This is a genomic window from Aminobacter sp. HY435 (genome assembly GCF_027568395.1).
Taxonomy (GTDB): Bacteria; Pseudomonadota; Alphaproteobacteria; order Rhizobiales; family Rhizobiaceae; genus Aminobacter.
Window position 1 is genome coordinate 78,406 of sequence record NZ_JANKZL010000014.1, and the last position, 18,678, is coordinate 97,083.

Sequence of the window (18,678 nt, forward strand, 5' to 3'; positions counted from 1 at the left end):
AACATTCGCCCTTCCCGTTCGTTGAAGCCAGCGATGCTGCGCAACACCAATACCCGCTACGGCTGGGCCGCCATCATCCTGCACTGGCTGATCGCGCTGCTGTTCGTCGGCCAGTTCGCGCTTGGGCTGGTGATGATCCGCGTCGCCAGCCAGCGCACCTCCTTCGAACTGATCCAGCTGCACAAATCCCTGGGCTTCCTGCTGCTCGGTCTGGTGCTGATCCGCATCGGCTGGCGGCTCGGCAACAAGAGCCCCGAACTGCCCGAAGAGGTCGGGTCGATGGAACGCCGGGCGGCCCCGTCGGTGCATCTGGCGCTTTATGCCGCGCAGCTGGCCGTGCCGCTGTCGGGCTGGGTGCTGGTGTCGGTCTCGGTGCTCGAAATCCCGTCGGTGCCGTTCAACCTCTTCGTCATGCCGCATCTGCCGCTCGGGGTTTCCGAGCAGGCCGAAAATTTCTGGATCTTCGGCCATCGCTGGCTTGCCTATGCAGGTATCGCGCTGGTGACGCTGCATGTTCTGGCGGCGCTCAGGCATCATTTCTGGCTGCGCGACGTCGTTCTGGTCAGGATGATCTCGCCCTTTTTCGTGAGGTCCACGCGAAGGCCGGAATAGCCGCCGAGGCTGATTCGTTGGTCTCGGTGCGCGGCTCATATGGGCCGTGCCCTCAGGGAGTATGGTGACATGTCTTTGCGTGTTCTTGGCGTAGCAGCTCTCGTTGCCTTCGGCCTGGTCGACAGCACCGCCTCGGCGGTGGCGCTGTCGGATGCCGCCGGCCGGTATGCCATTTCCAACAACGGTTCGAGCATCCGCTTTGCCATCGGCAAGATCGGCGGCGGCGGGCTGAACGGCGCCTTTGGCCAGTTCAAGGGCACGATCCGCATCGATGGCGGTGACATCGGCCGTTCGCGCGTCGACCTCACCATCTTCCCCGACAGCGTCGGCACCGGCCAGGGCCGCATCGATGCGTTCCTGAAGTCGGACGCCGTCTTCGACGTCGCCAATTCGCGCCAGATCACCTTCCGCTCGACGTCTGTGCAGCGCACCGGCGACAATTCTGCTGTGATCACCGGCCAACTGACGGCGCGCGGCCACACCAACACCGAAAAATTCACCGCCGAGCTGCAGGGCCTGAAAGGCGGGCAGATCCGCTTCCGGGTCAGCGGCCAGGTGTTCCGTTCGCGTTACCAGATGGATGTCGGCACGCCGATCTATTCCAATATCGTCGCCTTCGACATGGAGTTCAGCGGCCGCCGCGGCTGAACCAGATAGCCTCTGGCATTTGACGGCCGCTTCCGCCAATCTCCTGAAGCGGCCGGGTGGGCCAGCTTTTTCCTTGTGCTCGGAGGCCAGATGTTTCGTTGGGGTATTCTTTCGACAGCCAAGATCGGCCGCGATCATGTGCTGCCGGCCATCGCCGACAGCAGCAACGGCGTGATTACGGCGATCGCCAGCCGCGACGCCGCCAAGGCGCGTGCGTTGGCCGACCGCTTTTCCGCGCCGCATGCCTTCGGTTCCTATGAGGAACTGCTCGCCTCCGACACGGTCGACGGCGTCTACATCCCCCTGCCGACCTCGCAGCATCTCGAATGGGCGGCCAAGGCGGCCGAAGCCGGCAAGCATGTGCTGGTCGAAAAGCCGCTGGCGCTGAAAGCCGAGGACATTGCGCCGCTGATCGAAATCCGCGACCGCAACAAGGTCGTCGTCGCCGAAGCCTTCATGGTCACCTACCACCCGCAATGGCTGAAGGTGCGCGAGCTGATCGCCTCGGGCGCCATCGGCAAGCTCAGGCATGTCCAGGGCGCGTTTTCCTACTACAACGTCGACCCCAACAACATGCGCAACCAGCTCGATCTCGGCGGCGGCGCATTGCCCGACATCGGCGTCTATCCGACTGTGACGACACGGTTTTCGACGGGCAAGGAGCCGGTGCGGGTGCAGGCCAGTATCGAGCGCGATCCGAAATTCGGCACCGACATCTATTCCAGCGTCCGCGCCGACTTCGGCGATTTCGAGCTGTCCTTCTATCTCTCGACCCAGCTCGCCAATCGCCAGCTGATGGTCTTCCACGGCGACAAGGGTTTCATCGAGATCCATTCGCCGTTCAATGCCGGGCTCTACGACCATCACCGCGTCGAACTGCACAATGCCGGCCACAACGAGGCGACGGTGTTCCGCTTCCCCGGCGCCCAGCAGTACCGGCTGCAGGTCGAGACTTTTGTCCGCGCGACCCAGGGCAGCGGCAAGGATCATGTCTTCTCGCTCGAGCAGTCGGTGCTCAACCAGAAGGTCATCGACGCCATCTTCCGCGCCGGCGACCACGACGGCTGGGAGAAGGTCTGAAGACGCGAGAGTTGCCGTCGCATGAGCGGCCAAGGGCGGTGAGCATGCATCGTGCTTTCCGAAATCGATTCCGATTTTGAGGCCGATGCGCTAGGGAGCGCCGTATGACGTTCGATATCGAAGGCGCCCGGCGATGATTCCCTGGATAGTGCTCGACACCGCGAAAATCCCCGGCGGCGGCGAACTGCGCCTCAAGCAGCGCGGCGCCGAGTTCTCGATCATGCTTGGCTCGAACGAGCTCATGAACAGCCGGCTGAGCGGTTCGGAAGAGGCGCTGGCGCGGCTTGCCCATGAGCGTATCGGTGGCCGGTCGAAGCCGAAAATCCTGATCGGCGGCCTTGGCATGGGTTTTACCTTGCGCGCAGCCCTTGGCCTGTTCGGCAAGGATGCCCGCATCGTGGTGGCCGAACTGGTGCCCGAGGTGGTCGAGTGGGCGCGCGGGCCGATGGCCGAACTGTCGGCCAGCGGCCTTGACGACCCGCGCGTCGAGATCGTGGTTGGCGATGTCGGCAAGCTCATTCGCGAGGGGGCGGGCGCCTATGACGCCATCCTGCTCGATGTCGACAACGGCCCCGAAGGCCTGTCGCGCGACGCCAATGACAGCCTCTACAATTACACCGGCCTGTACGCGGCGAAGACTGCGCTGAAGCCCGGCGGCGTGCTGGCTGTCTGGTCGCAGGGGCCGGACAAGTCGTTCTCGCGGCGCCTGCACGAAAGCGGCTTCGTTACCGACGAAGTCAAGGTTCGTGCCAGTACCAAGGGCAGCGGTGCCCGCCATGTTGTCTGGGTCGCGGCCCACGGCGGTGCGCCAAAGGCGAAGCCCGCGCAAATGGGCAAGGCCCAGGCTACCACCAGACCCCGCCGCGGGTGATCCGGATTCGCGGCGAGCTGGCCGGCGGGTTGATCGAAACATCGCTGGCCGGCTGCGCGTTGTTGGCGAAATCGCTGTTGGCGGCGTTGATGAAGCCGCGCGCGCCATGCAGCGTCTCGGGATGGGCACGGATCTTCGGGATCATCGATGGCCGCGCCACGTGAGGCACCGACGGGCCAAGCGGCGCAGCGTTTCCCGCCTGGAGCGCCCGCAATCTGGCGAGCCGGGTCGCCGTCAGCGGATGGCTGCGCAGGATCGACGGATCGGGAATGCGCCCGCTGGGCAGCAGGATGTTTTCCCAAAGCTTGCCCTGGGCGCGTTCGAGCTTGCTCAGCGCCGAGGCAAGGCCATCGGGATCGCCGGTCAGCATCGCTGCCCCGAGGTCGGCGTCGAATTCGCGGGTGCGCGACAGCGCCATCTGCAAGAGCCCGCCGACGGTGGGCGCCGCCAGGAGCACCAGCACCGCAAGCCACGGCACCTGCGTGCCGAAGCCGCCGGCAAAGCCGAACAGGTTGAAGAAAAGCGATACCAGGCCGACGGTCGACATGAACGAGGTGAAGCGCGACACCATGTCGGCAAAGGCCATCACCTTCACGTCCTCGTGGGCGATATGGCTGATTTCATGGGCAAGCACGCCGGCCAGCTCGCGCGGCGTCAGCGTGCGCGCCAGGGCATCGGTGACGGCGATGGCTGCGTCGTCGCGACGCCCGACGGCAAACGCGTTCATCATCTTGGAGGGAATGACATAGAGCCTGGGCGTGGCCGGCAATGCTGCGCGGCGCGCCAGTTCCTCGACGATGCGGAAGCCGGTGGGAAAATCGGCCGGCGCAACCTGCTTCGCCTTATACATGGAAAGCACCATCTGCGGGCTGATCCGCCGCGCAGCCCACATCGAGATGGTGCCGAAGATCAGGGCATAGACGATGCCCGACGCGCCGCTGAAGGCCCATGCCGTCACGCCGAGCAGAAGCAGGCTGCCGGCTCCGAGCAGCCACGTCTGCAGCATGTTCAGTGCCCGATTGCGGCGATGTTCGAACGGATTGATTGAATGCGGGGCGCTCATGCACAAGATATGTGCCTGAAACGGGCTTTTGCCGAGACCTCGCGCAATGAAAGTTTCAGGGCGCTTGCGCTGCCAGAAGCCTGTTCTTATATACGCCGCAACACCGCTTCGGCCCGGAAAACCGGTGTCTGGAGCGGAATTTCTTGTGATCAGGGGCTCTCGCCGGAACGCCTGTATGGGTCCAGAGAGCCTGCTAAGAGGAGAGAAACCTTAAAATGGCAAAAGTTATCGGTATCGACCTGGGAACGACCAATTCCTGCGTCGCCGTCATGGACGGCAAGGACGCCAAGGTTATCGAGAATGCGGAAGGTGCGCGCACCACGCCTTCGATCGTCGCCTTCACCGCTGACGGCGAGCGTCTCGTCGGACAGCCGGCCAAGCGCCAGGCGGTTACCAATCCGGAAAATACGGTTTTTGCGGTCAAGCGCCTTATCGGCCGCCGCTATGACGATCCGGTCACCGCGAAGGACAAGAAGCTTGTCCCCTACGAGATCGTCAACGGCGACAATGGCGACGCATGGGTTCAGGCCGGCGGCAAGAAGCAGTCGCCCAGCCAGATCTCGGCGATGATTCTCCAGAAGATGAAGGAAACGGCGGAAGCCTATCTCGGCGAGAAGGTCGAGAAGGCCGTTATCACCGTTCCTGCCTACTTCAATGATGCCCAGCGTCAGGCGACCAAGGATGCCGGCAAGATCGCCGGTCTCGAAGTCCTGCGCATCATCAACGAGCCGACTGCTGCGGCCCTCGCCTATGGCCTGGACAAGACAGAAGGCAAGACCATTGCCGTCTATGACCTTGGTGGCGGTACCTTCGATATCTCCGTGCTCGAAATCGGCGACGGCGTGTTCGAGGTGAAGTCGACCAACGGCGACACCTTCCTCGGCGGCGAAGACTTCGACATGCGCCTGGTCGAATACCTGGCGGCCGAGTTCAAGAAGGAACAGGGCATCGACCTGAAGAACGACAAGCTGGCCCTGCAGCGCCTCAAGGAAGCTGCGGAAAAGGCCAAGATCGAGCTGTCGTCGACGACCCAGACCGAAATCAACCTGCCCTTCATCACCGCCGACGCGACCGGTCCGAAGCACCTGACGCTGAAGTTGTCGCGCGCCAAGTTCGAGCAGCTGGTCGACGACCTCGTCCAGCGCACGATCGAGCCGTGCAAGGCAGCGCTCAAGGATGCCGGCCTCAAGGCTGGCGAGATCGACGAAGTGGTTCTGGTCGGCGGCATGACCCGCATGCCCAAGATCCAGGAGATCGTGAAGCAGTTCTTCGGCAAGGAGCCGCATAAGGGCGTCAACCCCGATGAGGTGGTTGCCCTCGGTGCCGCGATCCAGGCTGGTGTTCTGCAGGGCGACGTCAAGGACGTGCTGCTGCTCGACGTGACCCCGCTGAGCCTCGGCATCGAGACGCTGGGCGGCGTGTTCACCCGCCTGATCGAGCGCAACACCACGATCCCGACCAAGAAGAGCCAGGTCTTCTCGACGGCTGAAGACAGCCAGTCGGCGGTGACCATCCGCGTCTTCCAGGGCGAACGTGAAATGGCTGCCGACAACAAGATCCTCGGCCAGTTCGACCTCGTCGGCATTCCGCCGGCACCGCGCGGCGTGCCGCAGATCGAAGTGACCTTCGACATCGACGCCAACGGCATCGTCAACGTCTCGGCCAAGGACAAGGGCACCGGCAAGGAGCATCAGATACGCATCCAGGCATCTGGCGGTCTCTCCGACGCCGACATCGAGAAGATGGTCAAGGACGCCGAGGTGAATGCCGAGGCCGACAAGAAGCGCAAGGCTCTGGTCGAGGCGCGCAACCAGGCCGAAAGCCTGCTCAACTCGTCGGAGAAGTCGCTGAAGGAATATGGCGACAAGGTCACGGAAGCCGACCGCACCGCGATCTCCGACGCGATCGCCGCGCTCAAGGCCGCGACCGAAGGTGACGACGCCGAGGCGATCAACGCCAAGGCGCAGGAACTCGCCGAGGCTTCGATGAAGCTTGGCCAGGCGATGTACGAGGCTTCGCAGAAGGAAGCGGCCGAATCCGATGCCGCAGCCGACGCGGCCAAGGACAGCGACGTGGTCGACGCCGATTTCGAAGAGATCGACGACAACGACGACAAGAAGAAGTCGGCCTAACAAGCCCTTCTTCGGCTAAGTCGAGAAAGCCCGGCGTTTGGCCGGGCTTTTTTGCAACCCGAACCGAAAAAATGCGGCCCAGGCCGCGCAAACTCTGGCGTCGCGGCCTTCGACTTACTAAATCGAAGGCCTGTCGCCGAGAACAGAACCGGCAAACAATGCCGCAAGACATTGAGCAACCGGGCAGTAGGAAAAGATGAAGGCCGATTTCTACGAAACTTTGGGTGTGCAGAAGGGCGCGGACGAAAAAGAGCTGAAGTCGGCTTTCCGCAAGCTTGCCATGCAGTTCCATCCCGACCGCAATCCGGGCGATGACGCTTGCGAGCACAAGTTCAAGGAAATCAACGAGGCCTATGAAACGCTGAAGGACCCGCAGAAGCGCGCGGCCTACGACCGTTTCGGCCACGCAGCCTTTGAGAACGGTGGCATGGGCAATGGCGGCGGCGGCTTCGGCGGCGGCGGTTTTGCCGATATCTTCGAAGATATTTTCGGCGACATGATGGGCGGCCGCCAGCGCCGTTCGTCGAACGGCCGTGAGCGCGGCGCCGACCTGCGCTACAACATGGAAATCAGCCTCGAGGAGGCCTTTGCCGGCAAGACCGCGCAGATCCGCGTGCCGACCTCGATCATGTGCACGGAATGTGCCGGCTCGGGCGCCAAGCCTGGCACGCAGCCGGTGACCTGCTCGATGTGCCAGGGCCACGGCAAGGTGCGCGCCAGCCAGGGCTTCTTCTCGATCGAGCGCACCTGCCCGCAGTGCCAGGGCCGGGGCCAGACGATCAAGGACCCATGCGGCAAATGTGCCGGCCAGGGCCGCACCACCGAGGAGCGTTCGCTTTCGGTCAACATCCCCTCGGGCATCGAGGACGGCACCCGCATCCGTCTCGCCAATGAAGGCGAAGCCGGCTTGCGTGGCGGCCCTTCCGGCGACCTCTACATCTTCCTGTCGGTCAAGCCGCACGAGTTCTTCCAGCGCGATGGCGCCGATCTCTACTGCAAGGCGCCGATCTCGATGACCACGGCCGCCTTGGGCGGGCAGTTCGAGGTGACGACGCTCGACGGCACCCAGACGCGCGTCAAGGTGCCGGAGGGCACGCAGAATGGTCGCCAGTTCCGCCTCAAGGGCAAGGGCATGCCGATCCTGCGCCAGCCGCAGGTCGGCGACCTCTATATCCAGACGGCGGTCGAGACGCCGCAGAACCTGACGCGACGCCAGCGCGAGCTGCTGGAGGAATTCGAGAAGCTGTCCTCGACCGAGAACTCGCCGCAATCGAGCGGCTTCTTCTCGCGCATGAAGGACTTTTTCGAGTCCTTTGGAGAAAAATGACCCCACGGCATATCGTAGGGGAAAGTTGATCCAGCTTTCGCCTTGCCTTGGACCACATTCTTGGTATTGATCCGGGCAGCAGGGGTGAGGAGATCGATTTGATGCCACGCGGTTCCGGATTGCGCAAAACCCTTGCGGCCAAGTTTGACGACGAGCTGAAATTCTTTAAGGGCTGGATCGACAAGCCCAAGGCTGTCGGTTCGATCGTGCCGACAAGTTCCATCACCGCTCGGCGCATGGCCGCGGTGGTCGACGTTCATTCCGGCCTTCCGGTTCTCGAGCTCGGGCCCGGCACCGGCGTCATCACCAAGGCGATCCTGGGGCGTGGCGTGAAGCCGGAAAATCTCTATGCGATTGAGTATTCTCCGGATTTCGTTCGCCATCTGCGTCAGCTCTATCCCGACGTGAACATCATCCAGGGCGATGCCTTTAATCTCGACGACACGCTTGGTGCGCTGAAGGACCAGAAGTTCGATTCAGTCGTTTCGGGCGTGCCGCTGCTTAACTTCCCGGTCAAGCAACGTATCCAGTACGTCAACGACCTGCTCGATCGCCTTCCGGAGGGCCGGCCGATCGTGCAGATCACCTATGGCCCGAAATCGCCCGTGCCGGCCGGCCATGGCGACTACGTCGTCGAGCATCTCGATTTCGTTTTCCGCAACATTCCCCCGGCGCAGCTGTGGGTCTATCGCCGCCGCAAGCATTGAGCGGCCGCGCTTGATTTGACGGCCTGATCGCCTATACCCGTCCCGACTGGTCCGGCGTGCCGATCGGGCCGCAATGCAGGATGGGTCATGCCGACAATTCCCAAGATCCTCGTCTTCGCCGGATCGACCAGATCCGGCGCCTACAGCGGCCGGACTGCCGATTGCGCGCAAAAGGAATTGGCGTTGCAGGGCGCCGAGGTGACGCGCATTTCGCTCGCCGACTACCCGATGCCGATCATGAACGAGGACCTGGAAGAACAGGAAGGCGTGCCTGAAAATGCGCTGCGGCTTGCCCGGCTGTTCGATGCGCACGATGCCGTCTTGATTGCCACGCCGGAATACAACGGTTCGATGCCGCCGCTGCTCAAGAACGCCATCGACTGGGTCAGCCGTGTCCACAGCGACGGCGGCAAGCGCCTGCAGCCCTACGCCGGCAAGCTGGTGGCGATCTGCTCGTCGTCGGACGGGCATTTCGCCGGCATCCGCAGCGCCAACCATCTGCGCGCAGTACTCTCGCACATCCAGATGGAAGTGATTTCGCCGCAGGTTTCGGTGCCACATGGAGCCGACGCCTTCGGCGAAGACGGCGACTTCCGCGAGGAGCGCCTGCGCAAGGGCATGCAGCGCCTGTGCCATGCCCTGATCGAACGAGCGTCACTGATGTCGAGGAGGCACGAACCATGACCATCCAAGCCATGCGCGACAGGCTTATCGTCGGGCTCGATGTGCCCAGCGTCAAGGACGCCGAAAAGGTCGTGCGCGACCTTGAGGGCACCGCCAGTTTCTACAAGATCGGCTATCAGCTGGCCTTTGCCGGCGGCCTCGACTTCGCCCGCGAACTGGCGAGCGGCGGCAACAAGGTGTTTCTCGACATGAAGCTCCTGGACATCGACAACACCGTGGCAAAGGGCGTCGAAAACATCGCCAGGATGGGCATGACCATGTTGACGCTGCATGCCTATCCCAAGGCGATGAAGGCGGCGGTCGAAGCCGCCGCTGGCAGCGATCTTTGCCTGCTGGCCGTCACAGTCCTGACGTCGATGGACGAACAGGACATGATCGATGCGGGTTATGGGTTCGACCCGCGCACGCTGGTGCTGCGCCGCGCCGAGCAGGCGTTCAATGCCGGCATGGGCGGCATCGTCTGTTCGGCCAGCGAAGCGTCCGCGGTGCGCGGCATCGTCGGTCACGACATGGCGGTGGTGACCCCGGGCATCCGCCCCGCTGGCGCCGACCACGGCGACCAGAAGCGTGTCGTCACCCCGGCAGACGCCATCCGCAACGGCTCGAGCCATCTCGTTGTCGCCAGGCCGATCGTCGGCGCGGTTGACAGGCGTGCCGCCGCGCAGGCTATCCTGGAGGAAATGGCGACGGCTTAGGACTGCACGTTTCAATTCGGGGAGGAATTCATGACCAAGGCTTACTGGATCGCTCGCGTCGATGTACGTGACCCCGAGGGCTACAAGGGATATGTGGCGGCGGCGAAGCCGGCATTCGAACGCTTCGGCGCGAAGTTCATCGCCCGCGGCGGCGCGCATGAGGCGGTCGAGGGCCCTGGGCGCGCCCGCAACGTCATTATCGAGTTCGCCTCGATGGAAGACGCCCGCAACTGCTATGTCTCGCCAGAATACCAGCATGCCAAATCGATCCGCCAGCAATTCGCCGATGGTGAAATCGTGCTGGTCGAAGGCATCTAGCGCTTCCATCACCCTGGATGTTGGTGCCTCCGGGCCGCCCGGCCCGAGGGGCTTCTGTGCGCCGTGCCGAAAGATGGATTCGATTGTTGCCGCGCCGCACAACGTCAAGGCCGGCGGATGCTGAGCCGGCGCTGCCGGTGGAAACGGTTTTTCAACAGCTTGGACCAAAGGATGAGCATGTTTCGCGGTGCATGAGATATTGCATCGCAGCAGATGTTTGTTAACTTCGCTGCACTGCATGACGGGCCTCCGGCCGGCTCGCCTCCCCGAATGGCCGCATGAGGACATCATGTTCTATCAGCTTTACGAATCGACCCATGCTGCGCTGCAGCCGGCGCGCGCCTACGCGGACGCCGTCAAGCTGTTCTATTCCAATCCGCTGAACCCATTCTCGCACATGCCGCTGGGCCGCTCTGTCGCGGCGATGGCCGAGCTGTTCGAACGCACCACGCGCCGCTATGGCAAGCCGGACTTCGGGCTCGACAAGACGACCGTCGACTTTCAACCGGCTGCGGTGACCGAAAAGGTGGTCTGGTCGCGTCCCTTCTGCAACCTGATCAATTTCCAGCGCGCCCTTCCCGAAGGCCGACGCGCCGACCCCAAGCTTCTGATCGTGGCGCCGATGTCGGGGCACTATGCGACGCTGCTGCGCGGTACGGTGGAGGCGATGCTGCCGCATGCCGACGTCTACATCACCGACTGGACCGACGCCCGAATGGTGCCGTTGGCCGAGGGCAAGTTCGATCTCGACGACTATATCGACTACGTCATCGACATGTTCCACGCGCTGGGTCCGGACACCCATGTGATGGGTGTGTGCCAGCCGTCGGTACCGGTCCTCGCTGCAGTGGCGGTGATGGAGGCGCGCGGCGACCGTTTCGCCCCCGCAAGCATGACCTTGATGGGCGGGCCGATCGACACGCGCCGCAATCCGACGGCTGTCAACCAGCTGGCCGAGCAGAAGAGCATCGACTGGTTCCGCGACAACGTCATCATGCCGGTGCCGTGGCCGGCGCCTGGCTTCGCGCGCGAGGTCTATCCCGGCTTCCTGCAGCTTTCGGGCTTCATGAGCATGAACCTTGACCGGCACATCATCGCCCACAAGGACTTCTTCATGCATCTGGTGAAGAACGATGGCGACAGCGCCGAAAAGCACCGCGACTTCTATGACGAATACCTGGCCGTCATGGACCTGACGGCCGAATTCTACCTGCAGACGGTGGAGACGGTGTTCATCCGCCACGCCCTGCCCAAGGGCGAGATGACCCATCGCGGCCAGCCTGTCGACCTGACAGCGATCCGCAACGTCGCGCTGTTCACCGTCGAAGGCGAGAACGACGACATCTCAGGCCTTGGCCAGACAAGGGCAGCGCATGATCTGTGCGTCAACATCCCCGACGACATGAAGGCGCATTACATGCAGCCGGCTGTTGGCCATTACGGCGTCTTCAACGGCTCGCGCTTTCGTGCCGAGATCGTGCCGCGCATCGTCGACTTCATGGCAAGTCATGGGGCTCCAAAGCGCAAGGCAGGCAAGCCCCGCCTCGTGCGCGAAGCCTGAGGTTTTCCGGTTCCATCTCCATTATCCACAGCAAGGCCCGGCGCAACCCGCGGGGCCTTTGCGTGTCCGGCCCTCACTTGGTCGTTGGCAGCACGGATAACTTGTTGATTCCATGAGCAATGCCCGCGAACAAGCGCTCGACACCCTGCCGTCGCGAGGCGTGCTGTCTGTTGCACAATAGTCGCGGCCATGCCCGCGCGGTAACCATGTCTGCAATCAGTCTCCGGCTTTGATTGACTTGCCCCACCTTGCGCCCTTAACGTTTTGTTAACGATGTAAAGGGGCGAGCGGGGCACATGATTTCCGCAGCAGGCGTACGGTGCGCGGCGGGGCGCGCCGGAGTGGTTCTGGGGCTGATGGCGGGCGTGGTCCTTGCTGCCGGCTCGGCTTTTGCGGCTTCACAGCCGATGGCCACGGGCGGGCTGACCTCGCAGCCAATCGGCCATTATGATTTCTGCCGGCTCAACCCGGCAGAGTGCTCGATCAAGCAGCGCGACAAGGGCCCAGAGCAGTTGACGGGTGGCTTGTGGCGCAAGATCGTCGCCGTCAATGTCGCCGTCAACGCGGCGGTCAAGCCGATGAACGATATCGACATCTATGGCCGCGACGAAGTCTGGACCTACCCCGACAATGGCGAAGGCGACTGCGAGGACTACGTCCTGGAGAAGCGCCGCACCCTCAGCCGTGAAGGCGTTGCGCTGTCCAACTTGCTGATTACCGTCGTGCGCAAGCCCGACGGCGAAGGCCATGCGGTGCTGACGGTGCGCACCTCGAAGGGCGATTTCATTCTCGACAACCTGACCGACGCGGTGCGTCAGTGGGACGAGACCGGCTATCGCTACCTCAAGCGTCAGTCCGCCGAAAACACCGGCCGCTGGGTTTCGATCCGCGAAGGCCAGGCAACCCTCGTCGGCTCGGTCAAGTAGCTCCGCCCATCAAGGATGCCCTGCCAGATCGGACCGTGCGCTTCGGTGCGCGAGGCCCGCGCTGCGCGGCCGTGCACCGTTCCGGACCGCCGGAACGGCAATCGTTCCTGGCTACCCAGCCGCCAAACTCTACGCCGCCTGCGCGACGCGTTCCGTCCTCATGCGATACGATATGGCTTCGGCGAGATGAATGCGGCCGACGCTTTCGGAAGCGTCGAGATCGGCAAGCGTTCGCGCGACCTTCAGCACGCGATGATAGGCGCGGGCCGAGAAGCCGAGCTTCTCGCTGGCGTCCCTGAGCAGCGCCAATCCACCCGCATCAGGCTGTGCGATGTCCTCGATCAGGCTGGCGCCGCATTGCGCATTGGTCGTGGCCAACGCGATGCCACGCCGCTCCAGGCGGTCGCGCTGGATCGTGCGGGCGCGGGCGACGCGGGCGGCGACATCGGCGCTGGCCTCCGACTTGCCGATGCGGATCATGTCTGTTGCGGGGACCGCAGGCACGTCGATGCGCAGATCGATCCGGTCGAGCAGCGGACCGGAAATGCGGGCCTGGTAATCGGCCTGGCACCGGGCCCCGCGCAGGCAGCGATAGCCGGGCTCGCCAGCCATGCCGCAGCGGCACGGGTTCATCGCCGCGATCAGCTGGATGCGCGCCGGATAGGTGACACGGTGATTGGCTCGCGCGATCATGCACTCGCCGGTTTCCAGCGGTTGGCGCAGCGCATCGAGCGTCTGCGGCGAAAACTCGGGAAATTCGTCGAGGAACAGCACGCCGTGGTGCGCCAGAGAGACCTCGCCCGGCCGCGCGCGCAAGCCGCCGCCCACCATCGCCGCCATCGACGCCGAATGATGCGGCGCGCGAAATGGCCGTCTGTCCGTGAGCTTGCCCTCGGCCAGTTCGCCGGCGACGGAAGCGATCATCGACACTTCGAGCAACTCCTTCGGCGACAATGGCGGCAGGATCGACGGGAGGCGGGCCGCCAGCATCGACTTGCCCGCACCGGGTGGACCGACGAAAAGCAGGTTGTGGCCACCGGCGGCGGCCACTTCCAGCGCCCGTCTTGCGCTTTCCTGGCCCTTGATTTCGGCCAGGTCGGGCAGATCGGCGGGTGACGCGCGGACGCCCGGGGCGGGGCGCGACAGCACCTGGGTGCCGCGAAAATGATTGGCGATGGCAATCAGGCTGCGTGGCGCAAGGATATCGATGTCCGCGCCGGCCCAAGCCGCTTCCGCTCCGCTGGCCGCCGGGCAGATCAGGCCCTTGCCGTCGGCGTTGGCGCCGATCGCCGCCGGCAGCGCCCCGGCGACATGGGCGATGGTGCCGTCGAGCGACAATTCGCCGAGCACGACATAGGCCGACAGCGCATCGCCGGGAACCGCCCCGAGCGCGGCCATCAGGCCGAGCGCGATGGGAAGATCGTAGTGGCTGCCTTCCTTGGGCAGGTCGGCCGGCGCCAGGTTCACCGTGACCTTCTTGGCCGGCATCGACAGGCCCGACGCGTGCAGCGCCGCCTGCACCCGTTCGCGGCTCTCGGCCACCGCCTTGTCGGGCAGGCCGACGATCTGCATGCCGACTTTGCCGGGCGCCACCATCACCTGCACGTCGACGGGAACCGCCTCGATGCCCTGAAACGCGATAGTGCGCACACGCGAAACCATGCTGCCCCCGCTCCGCTTGCGCACGCCCGCAGGCAGCGCACCAGACAATGGATCAACCGTTACTGCTGTTTTCGATAGCCTCAGGCTGGGCGGCATCCCCTCGCCCCGAGCGAAGCGGTCTTGTGGATACAAGCATGAATTGCAGGATTGCGCAAGAACATTTAGAGAACAATCGCACGGTTGCAAATCGTTGCCTGCTGTCGTCTTCGCCCGCGAAGCTCGACAGCTAGGGGAATGGCAGCAATCGTGGAAAACGACCGCTCTTGTTCATGCAGGTCACGGCTGCTATTCAGCAGACGAATTCAAGCGCTTGCGCGCATATCGATGGGACCGGGATGGCTACAGCAAAGTCCGCAGACAACTAGGCCGCAACGACACTTCAAGCGTTGTTGCGGCGTCTGTCCGATCCGTCCATTCGATCAAGACCAGGCAGGTCGCCGCCAGATCATTCTGTTTGAGCGGATGCCTTGCCATGCCAAATCGAAACTCCTCTTCCTGGGCCTGTGCCCTGCCCTCGGCGCTGCTGCTGATGGCTCCTTTCGACCTGCTCGCCTCGTTGGCGATGGACGTCTACCTGCCGGTCGTACCGGCAATGCCGAATATCCTCGGCACCACGCCCGAAATCGTCCAGCTGACGCTGAGCCTGTACATGATCGTGCTCGGCCTGGGCCAGGTGGCGTTCGGCCCGCTGTCCGACCGCATCGGCCGCCGGCCTGTGCTGCTGGGCGGCGCGGTGCTGTTTGCGGCTGCCTCCTTCCTGCTGGCCGCCACGACCTTGGCGCCCCTGTTCGTCGCCCTGCGCGTCGTTCAGGCGCTGGGCGCGTCGGCGGCGCTGGTCGCCACCTTTGCCACCGTGCGGGACGTCTATGCCGAACGGCCGGAGGGCGCCGTTATCTACGGCCTTTTTGGGGCCATGCTGGCCTTCGTGCCGGCGCTCGGCCCGATCGCCGGCGCGCTGATCGCCGCAAGCCTCGGCTGGCAGGCGATCTTCGTCGTGCTCGGCCTGCTCGCCGTGGCAGCCGTGGTGAATGCCGTGCCGCGCTGGCACGAGACGCGGCCCGACGTCGTCCAGTCGCGACCGGCCTTCCTGACGATCCTGAAAAGCCCGGCCTTCTGGGTCTACACGCTGGGCTTCAGCGCGGCGATGGGGGCGTTTTTCGTCTTCTTCTCGACAGCGCCGCGCCTGCTCATCGCCCGGGCCGGCTACTCGCAACTCGGCTTCAGCCTGGCCTTTGCCACCGCGGCGGTGGCGATGATCGTCACCACGCGCTTCGCCAAGGCGTTCGTGGCGCGCTGGGGGATATCAGGCAGCCTCGCGCGGGGGATGGCCCTGCTCCTGCTCGGCGCGGCATTGCTGGCCGTCGGGCAGCTGTTTGCCGCGCCGTCGTTTGCGAGCTTCGTCGTGCCGATGTGGGTGATCTCCATAGGCATCGTCTTCGCCGCCTCGGTGACGGCGAACGGCGCGCTCGAGGCCTTCGGCGATGCCGCGGGCACCGCCGTGGCGCTCTACTTCTGCGTCCAGAGCCTGATCGTCGGCGTTGCCGGCACGCTTGTCGTGCTCGCGCTCGGCGGCGACACGGCCTGGCCGCTCGCCGCCTACTGCGCTGTCATGGCGCTCGCGACCCTCGGCGGTCTGAGGTGGCTCGGGAAGCGGTAACGCAAGATGGAGGCGGGCCGCTCAGGCCCGCTTCTTCTCCACCGCGTCCCAGAACAGGGCGGCGATGTCGGCGCCGCCGAATTTCTTGACCTCGCGGATGCCGGTCGGCGAGGTGACGTTGATCTCGGTCATGTAGTCGCCGATGACGTCGATGCCGACGAGGATGAAGCCTCGCTCGCGCAGCGACGGGCCGATGCGGGCGCAGATCTCGCGCTCGCGCTCGGTCAGTTCGGTCTTCTCGGCGCGGCCGCCGGCATGCATGTTGGAGCGGGCGTCGTGCTCGGCCGGCACGCGGTTGATGGCGCCTGCCGGTTCGCCGTCGATCAGGATGATGCGTTTGTCGCCCTTGCGCACGTCCTTGAGGTAGCGCTGGACGATGTAGGGCTCGCGGAACATCTGGCCGAACATTTCCAGCAGCGAAGACAGGTTCCGGTCAGCCTCGTGCAGATGGAAGATGCCGGCGCCGCCATTGCCGTAGAGCGGCTTGACGATGATGTCGCCGAATTCCTTGCGGAAGGCGGCCACTTCCTGCGGGTCCTTGGTGATCAGCGTCTCCGGCATCAGGTCGGCGAATTCGGTGACGAAGATCTTTTCCGGGCTGTTGCGCACCCAGGCCGGGTCGTTGACGACCAACGTCTTCGGGTGGATGCGCTCGAGGATGTGGGTGGTGGTGATGTAGTTCATGTCGAAGGGCGGATCCTGGCGCAAGAGGATCACGTCCATTTCCGACAGGTCGGTGCGGACGGGCTCGCCAAGGGTGAAGTGGTCGCCCTTGACGTCGCGAACTTCGAGCTTCTCGATGCGGGCGAAAACCTTGCCGTCGCGCAGCGACAACCGGTCGGGCGTGTAGTGGTAGAGCTCGTGGCCGCGGCGCTGCGCCTCCAGCGACAGCGCAAATGACGTGTCGCCGGCAATGTTGATGGTGGCGATGTGGTCCATCTGGACGGCGATCTTGAGGGCCATGGAGGTCTCCGGCGCGGCTGGCGGTGGTCTTGTCGCGCGGGCCGGGCTCCGGTCGCACGCTGCGGTGACGAGGATGTAGCAATTTGCCGGCCTTATGCAATGGCAGTGCGGTCGGTTGGCCGGGTGGGCGGGCGCTCTCTGGCTCAAGCATGGCTCGCCGAGGCGCCGAGTATTCCCCAAGAAACCAGTTTCGACACCGGTGTCGAAATTCAGACAGAGGCCGGCCTTGAATACAATTCCTAAACGCTTTGCTGGCAGTGTCCGCTGGCGATTGCAATCAGAACGGAACAGAGACCAAGCATGGCATTGGGCGTCAGCCATTTGGACCGGGATACTGGTGACCTGGCCTTCACTGATGCCCTGACCGGGCTCGGCAACCAGCGCCGCTTCAACGACAAGGTCGAGCGCCTGATCGCCGACCGCGCCGAGGACCCAGCGCCCTTTACCGTCGGCATTCTCGATCTGGACGGCTTCAAGCCGATCAACGACCTGTTCGGCCACCGCGCCGGCGACGACATCCTGATCCAGGTGGCGATGCGCCTGAAGGCCGCCGCCGACGGCGATTCGGCGGTTGCGCGCATCGGCGCCGACGAGTTCGCCTTCCTATATCCGCTGGTGTTCTCCGAGGAGGCTGCGGCCGAGAAGTCGCGCATGCTGATCGAAATCCTGTCCGCGCCCTATGACGTCGGCGAGCGCACCGCGCGCCTGTCGGCTTCGGTCGGCTGCTCTCTGTTCCAGTCGACGGACGACAGCACCGAAACGCTGATGCGCAAGGCCGAGACCGCGCTCTATCACGCCAAGCGCTCGGGGCGTGGCCGCGTCGTCGTCTACACCCGCGAGATGGAGGAGGCAGCCAAGCGCGTCACCCGCATCGAGCAGGCGCTGCGCCGCGCTGTTGCCGCCGGTGAGGTCGCACCGCATTTCCAGCCCATCGTCGACCTCAACACCCGCCGCACCATCGGTTTCGAGGCGCTGGCGCGCTGGACCGACCGCGACCTCGGCTTCGTCTCGCCGGCGGTGTTCATCCCGATCGCCGAAGAGCGCGGCATCATCGGCCCGCTGTCGCAGCTGGTCTTGCGCAAGGCGGCTGAAGCGGCGCGCAACTGGCCGCGCGACATGTTCCTGTCGTTCAACCTGTCGCCGTCGCAACTGGTCGACCAGAACACCGGCCTGCACATCCTGTCGATCCTCGAACGCACCGGCTTCGATCCGCGCCGCCTCGAGATCGAGATCACCGAAACCGGCCTGATGACCGATCCGGCCTCGGCCGAGAAGATCGTCGAAGACCTGCGCCGGGTCGGCATCCGGGTCTCGCTCGATGATTTCGGCACCGGCCAGTCGTCACTCGGCCGCCTGCGCGAATTCCGTTTCGACAAGCTCAAGATCGATCGCGCCTTTGTCGCCTCGATCCTCGAGGATCGTCCCTCGGAGCATATCATCCGCGCCATCCTGGCGATGTGCGAAGGCCTCGGCATGGACGTTGTGGCGGAAGGCATCGAACAGGAGGCACAGGCCGAGCGGCTGGTGCAGTTCGGCTGCGCCGGCGGCCAGGGCTACCTGTTCGGCCGCCCGGCCGATGCGGAAGCAACGCTCGGCTACCTGCGCGAGGCCCATCGCGGCGCGGCCTACGCACGCGCCATCTGAGCTTGAATAATCTCCTTGCGGGGCACCCGATCATGGGATGGAACCTGGCTGCCGTCGGCAACTGAGCCAGCCGCAAAATCAGGTTCCCCTTTTCCTGCGCGCACTCTAAGAAAGTGGCTCTCCGACTT

The 18,678-nt window shown here is 64.3% G+C and carries 17 protein-coding genes; 14 read left to right on the forward strand and 3 right to left on the reverse strand.

Annotated elements, in window-relative coordinates:
* Nucleotides 1–33: 33 nt before the first annotated feature.
* From PCJ21_RS20125 to PCJ21_RS20140, 4 genes are all read left to right on the forward strand, one after another.
* Entirely contained in the window at nt 34–612 is a 579-nt protein-coding gene (locus PCJ21_RS20125) for a cytochrome b (protein WP_269933222.1), read from the forward strand.
* Between the two features lie 69 nt (nt 613–681).
* Nucleotides 682–1,260, forward strand: coding sequence for a YceI family protein (locus tag PCJ21_RS20130; protein WP_269933223.1), 579 nt, complete (start codon nt 682–684; stop codon nt 1,258–1,260).
* Between the two features lie 90 nt (nt 1,261–1,350).
* Nucleotides 1,351–2,340, forward strand: a complete 990-nt coding sequence (locus PCJ21_RS20135; protein WP_269933224.1) for a Gfo/Idh/MocA family protein — start codon at nt 1,351–1,353, stop codon at nt 2,338–2,340.
* Between the two features lie 133 nt (nt 2,341–2,473).
* Nucleotides 2,474–3,211: a spermidine synthase gene (locus PCJ21_RS20140; RefSeq protein ID WP_269933225.1), complete on the forward strand. Its 738-nt coding sequence runs from the start codon at nt 2,474–2,476 to the stop codon at nt 3,209–3,211.
* On the opposite strand, the gene PCJ21_RS20145 is transcribed toward PCJ21_RS20140, so the two are convergent.
* The gene (locus tag PCJ21_RS20145; RefSeq protein ID WP_269933226.1) at nt 3,186–4,217 is read right to left on the reverse strand and encodes a zinc metalloprotease HtpX; all 1,032 of its coding nucleotides are present in this window, start codon (nt 4,215–4,217) and stop codon (nt 3,186–3,188) included. The genes PCJ21_RS20140 and PCJ21_RS20145 overlap by 26 nt on opposite strands.
* A gap of 272 nt (nt 4,218–4,489) precedes the next feature.
* Here PCJ21_RS20145 and dnaK point away from each other — a divergent pair, with 272 nt between their 5' ends.
* From dnaK to PCJ21_RS20185, 8 genes are all read left to right on the forward strand, one after another.
* Nucleotides 4,490–6,406 carry a molecular chaperone DnaK gene (dnaK, locus tag PCJ21_RS20150; protein WP_269933227.1) on the forward strand — a complete coding sequence of 639 codons (1,917 nt, stop codon included), beginning with the start codon at nt 4,490–4,492 and terminating at the stop codon, nt 6,404–6,406.
* A 196-nt stretch (nt 6,407–6,602) separates the two neighbouring features.
* The gene (gene dnaJ, locus PCJ21_RS20155; protein WP_269933228.1) at nt 6,603–7,733 is read left to right on the forward strand and encodes a molecular chaperone DnaJ; all 1,131 of its coding nucleotides are present in this window, start codon (nt 6,603–6,605) and stop codon (nt 7,731–7,733) included.
* Nucleotides 7,734–7,834: 101 nt separating this feature from the next.
* Nucleotides 7,835–8,440, forward strand: a complete 606-nt coding sequence (gene pmtA / locus PCJ21_RS20160) for a phospholipid N-methyltransferase PmtA (protein WP_269933229.1) — start codon at nt 7,835–7,837, stop codon at nt 8,438–8,440.
* Nucleotides 8,441–8,527: 87 nt separating this feature from the next.
* Complete coding sequence (locus PCJ21_RS20165) at nt 8,528–9,124, forward strand: NADPH-dependent FMN reductase (protein ID WP_269933230.1); 597 nt, start codon at nt 8,528–8,530, stop codon at nt 9,122–9,124.
* Entirely contained in the window at nt 9,121–9,819 is a 699-nt protein-coding gene (gene pyrF / locus PCJ21_RS20170; RefSeq protein ID WP_269933231.1) for an orotidine-5'-phosphate decarboxylase, read from the forward strand. The genes PCJ21_RS20165 and pyrF overlap by 4 nt, the downstream gene beginning before the upstream one ends.
* A gap of 30 nt (nt 9,820–9,849) precedes the next feature.
* On the forward strand, nt 9,850–10,137 hold the full coding sequence (locus PCJ21_RS20175) for a DUF1330 domain-containing protein (protein ID WP_269933232.1): 288 nt from the start codon (nt 9,850–9,852) through the stop codon (nt 10,135–10,137).
* Nucleotides 10,138–10,426: 289 nt separating this feature from the next.
* On the forward strand, nt 10,427–11,698 hold the full coding sequence (locus PCJ21_RS20180; protein ID WP_269933233.1) for a polyhydroxyalkanoate depolymerase: 1,272 nt from the start codon (nt 10,427–10,429) through the stop codon (nt 11,696–11,698).
* Between the two features lie 296 nt (nt 11,699–11,994).
* The gene (locus PCJ21_RS20185; protein WP_442866053.1) at nt 11,995–12,624 is read left to right on the forward strand and encodes a transglutaminase-like cysteine peptidase; all 630 of its coding nucleotides are present in this window, start codon (nt 11,995–11,997) and stop codon (nt 12,622–12,624) included.
* 129 nt (nt 12,625–12,753) lie between these two features.
* Here PCJ21_RS20185 and PCJ21_RS20190 read toward each other — a convergent pair whose 3' ends face one another.
* The gene (locus tag PCJ21_RS20190) at nt 12,754–14,286 is read right to left on the reverse strand and encodes a YifB family Mg chelatase-like AAA ATPase (RefSeq protein ID WP_269933234.1); all 1,533 of its coding nucleotides are present in this window, start codon (nt 14,284–14,286) and stop codon (nt 12,754–12,756) included.
* 472 nt (nt 14,287–14,758) lie between these two features.
* On the opposite strand from PCJ21_RS20190, the gene cml reads away from it, so the two are divergent.
* Nucleotides 14,759–15,943, forward strand: a complete 1,185-nt coding sequence (gene cml / locus PCJ21_RS20195; RefSeq protein WP_269933235.1) for a CmlA/FloR family chloramphenicol efflux MFS transporter — start codon at nt 14,759–14,761, stop codon at nt 15,941–15,943.
* Nucleotides 15,944–15,964: 21 nt separating this feature from the next.
* Here cml and gshB read toward each other — a convergent pair whose 3' ends face one another.
* Nucleotides 15,965–16,906: a glutathione synthase gene (gene gshB / locus PCJ21_RS20200; RefSeq protein ID WP_269933236.1), complete on the reverse strand. Its 942-nt coding sequence runs from the start codon at nt 16,904–16,906 to the stop codon at nt 15,965–15,967.
* A 300-nt stretch (nt 16,907–17,206) separates the two neighbouring features.
* Between gshB and PCJ21_RS20205 the strand changes: the two genes are divergently transcribed.
* Nucleotides 17,207–18,550, forward strand: a complete 1,344-nt coding sequence (locus tag PCJ21_RS20205) for a putative bifunctional diguanylate cyclase/phosphodiesterase (RefSeq protein ID WP_269933237.1) — start codon at nt 17,207–17,209, stop codon at nt 18,548–18,550.
* Nucleotides 18,551–18,678: the final 128 nt, after the last annotated feature.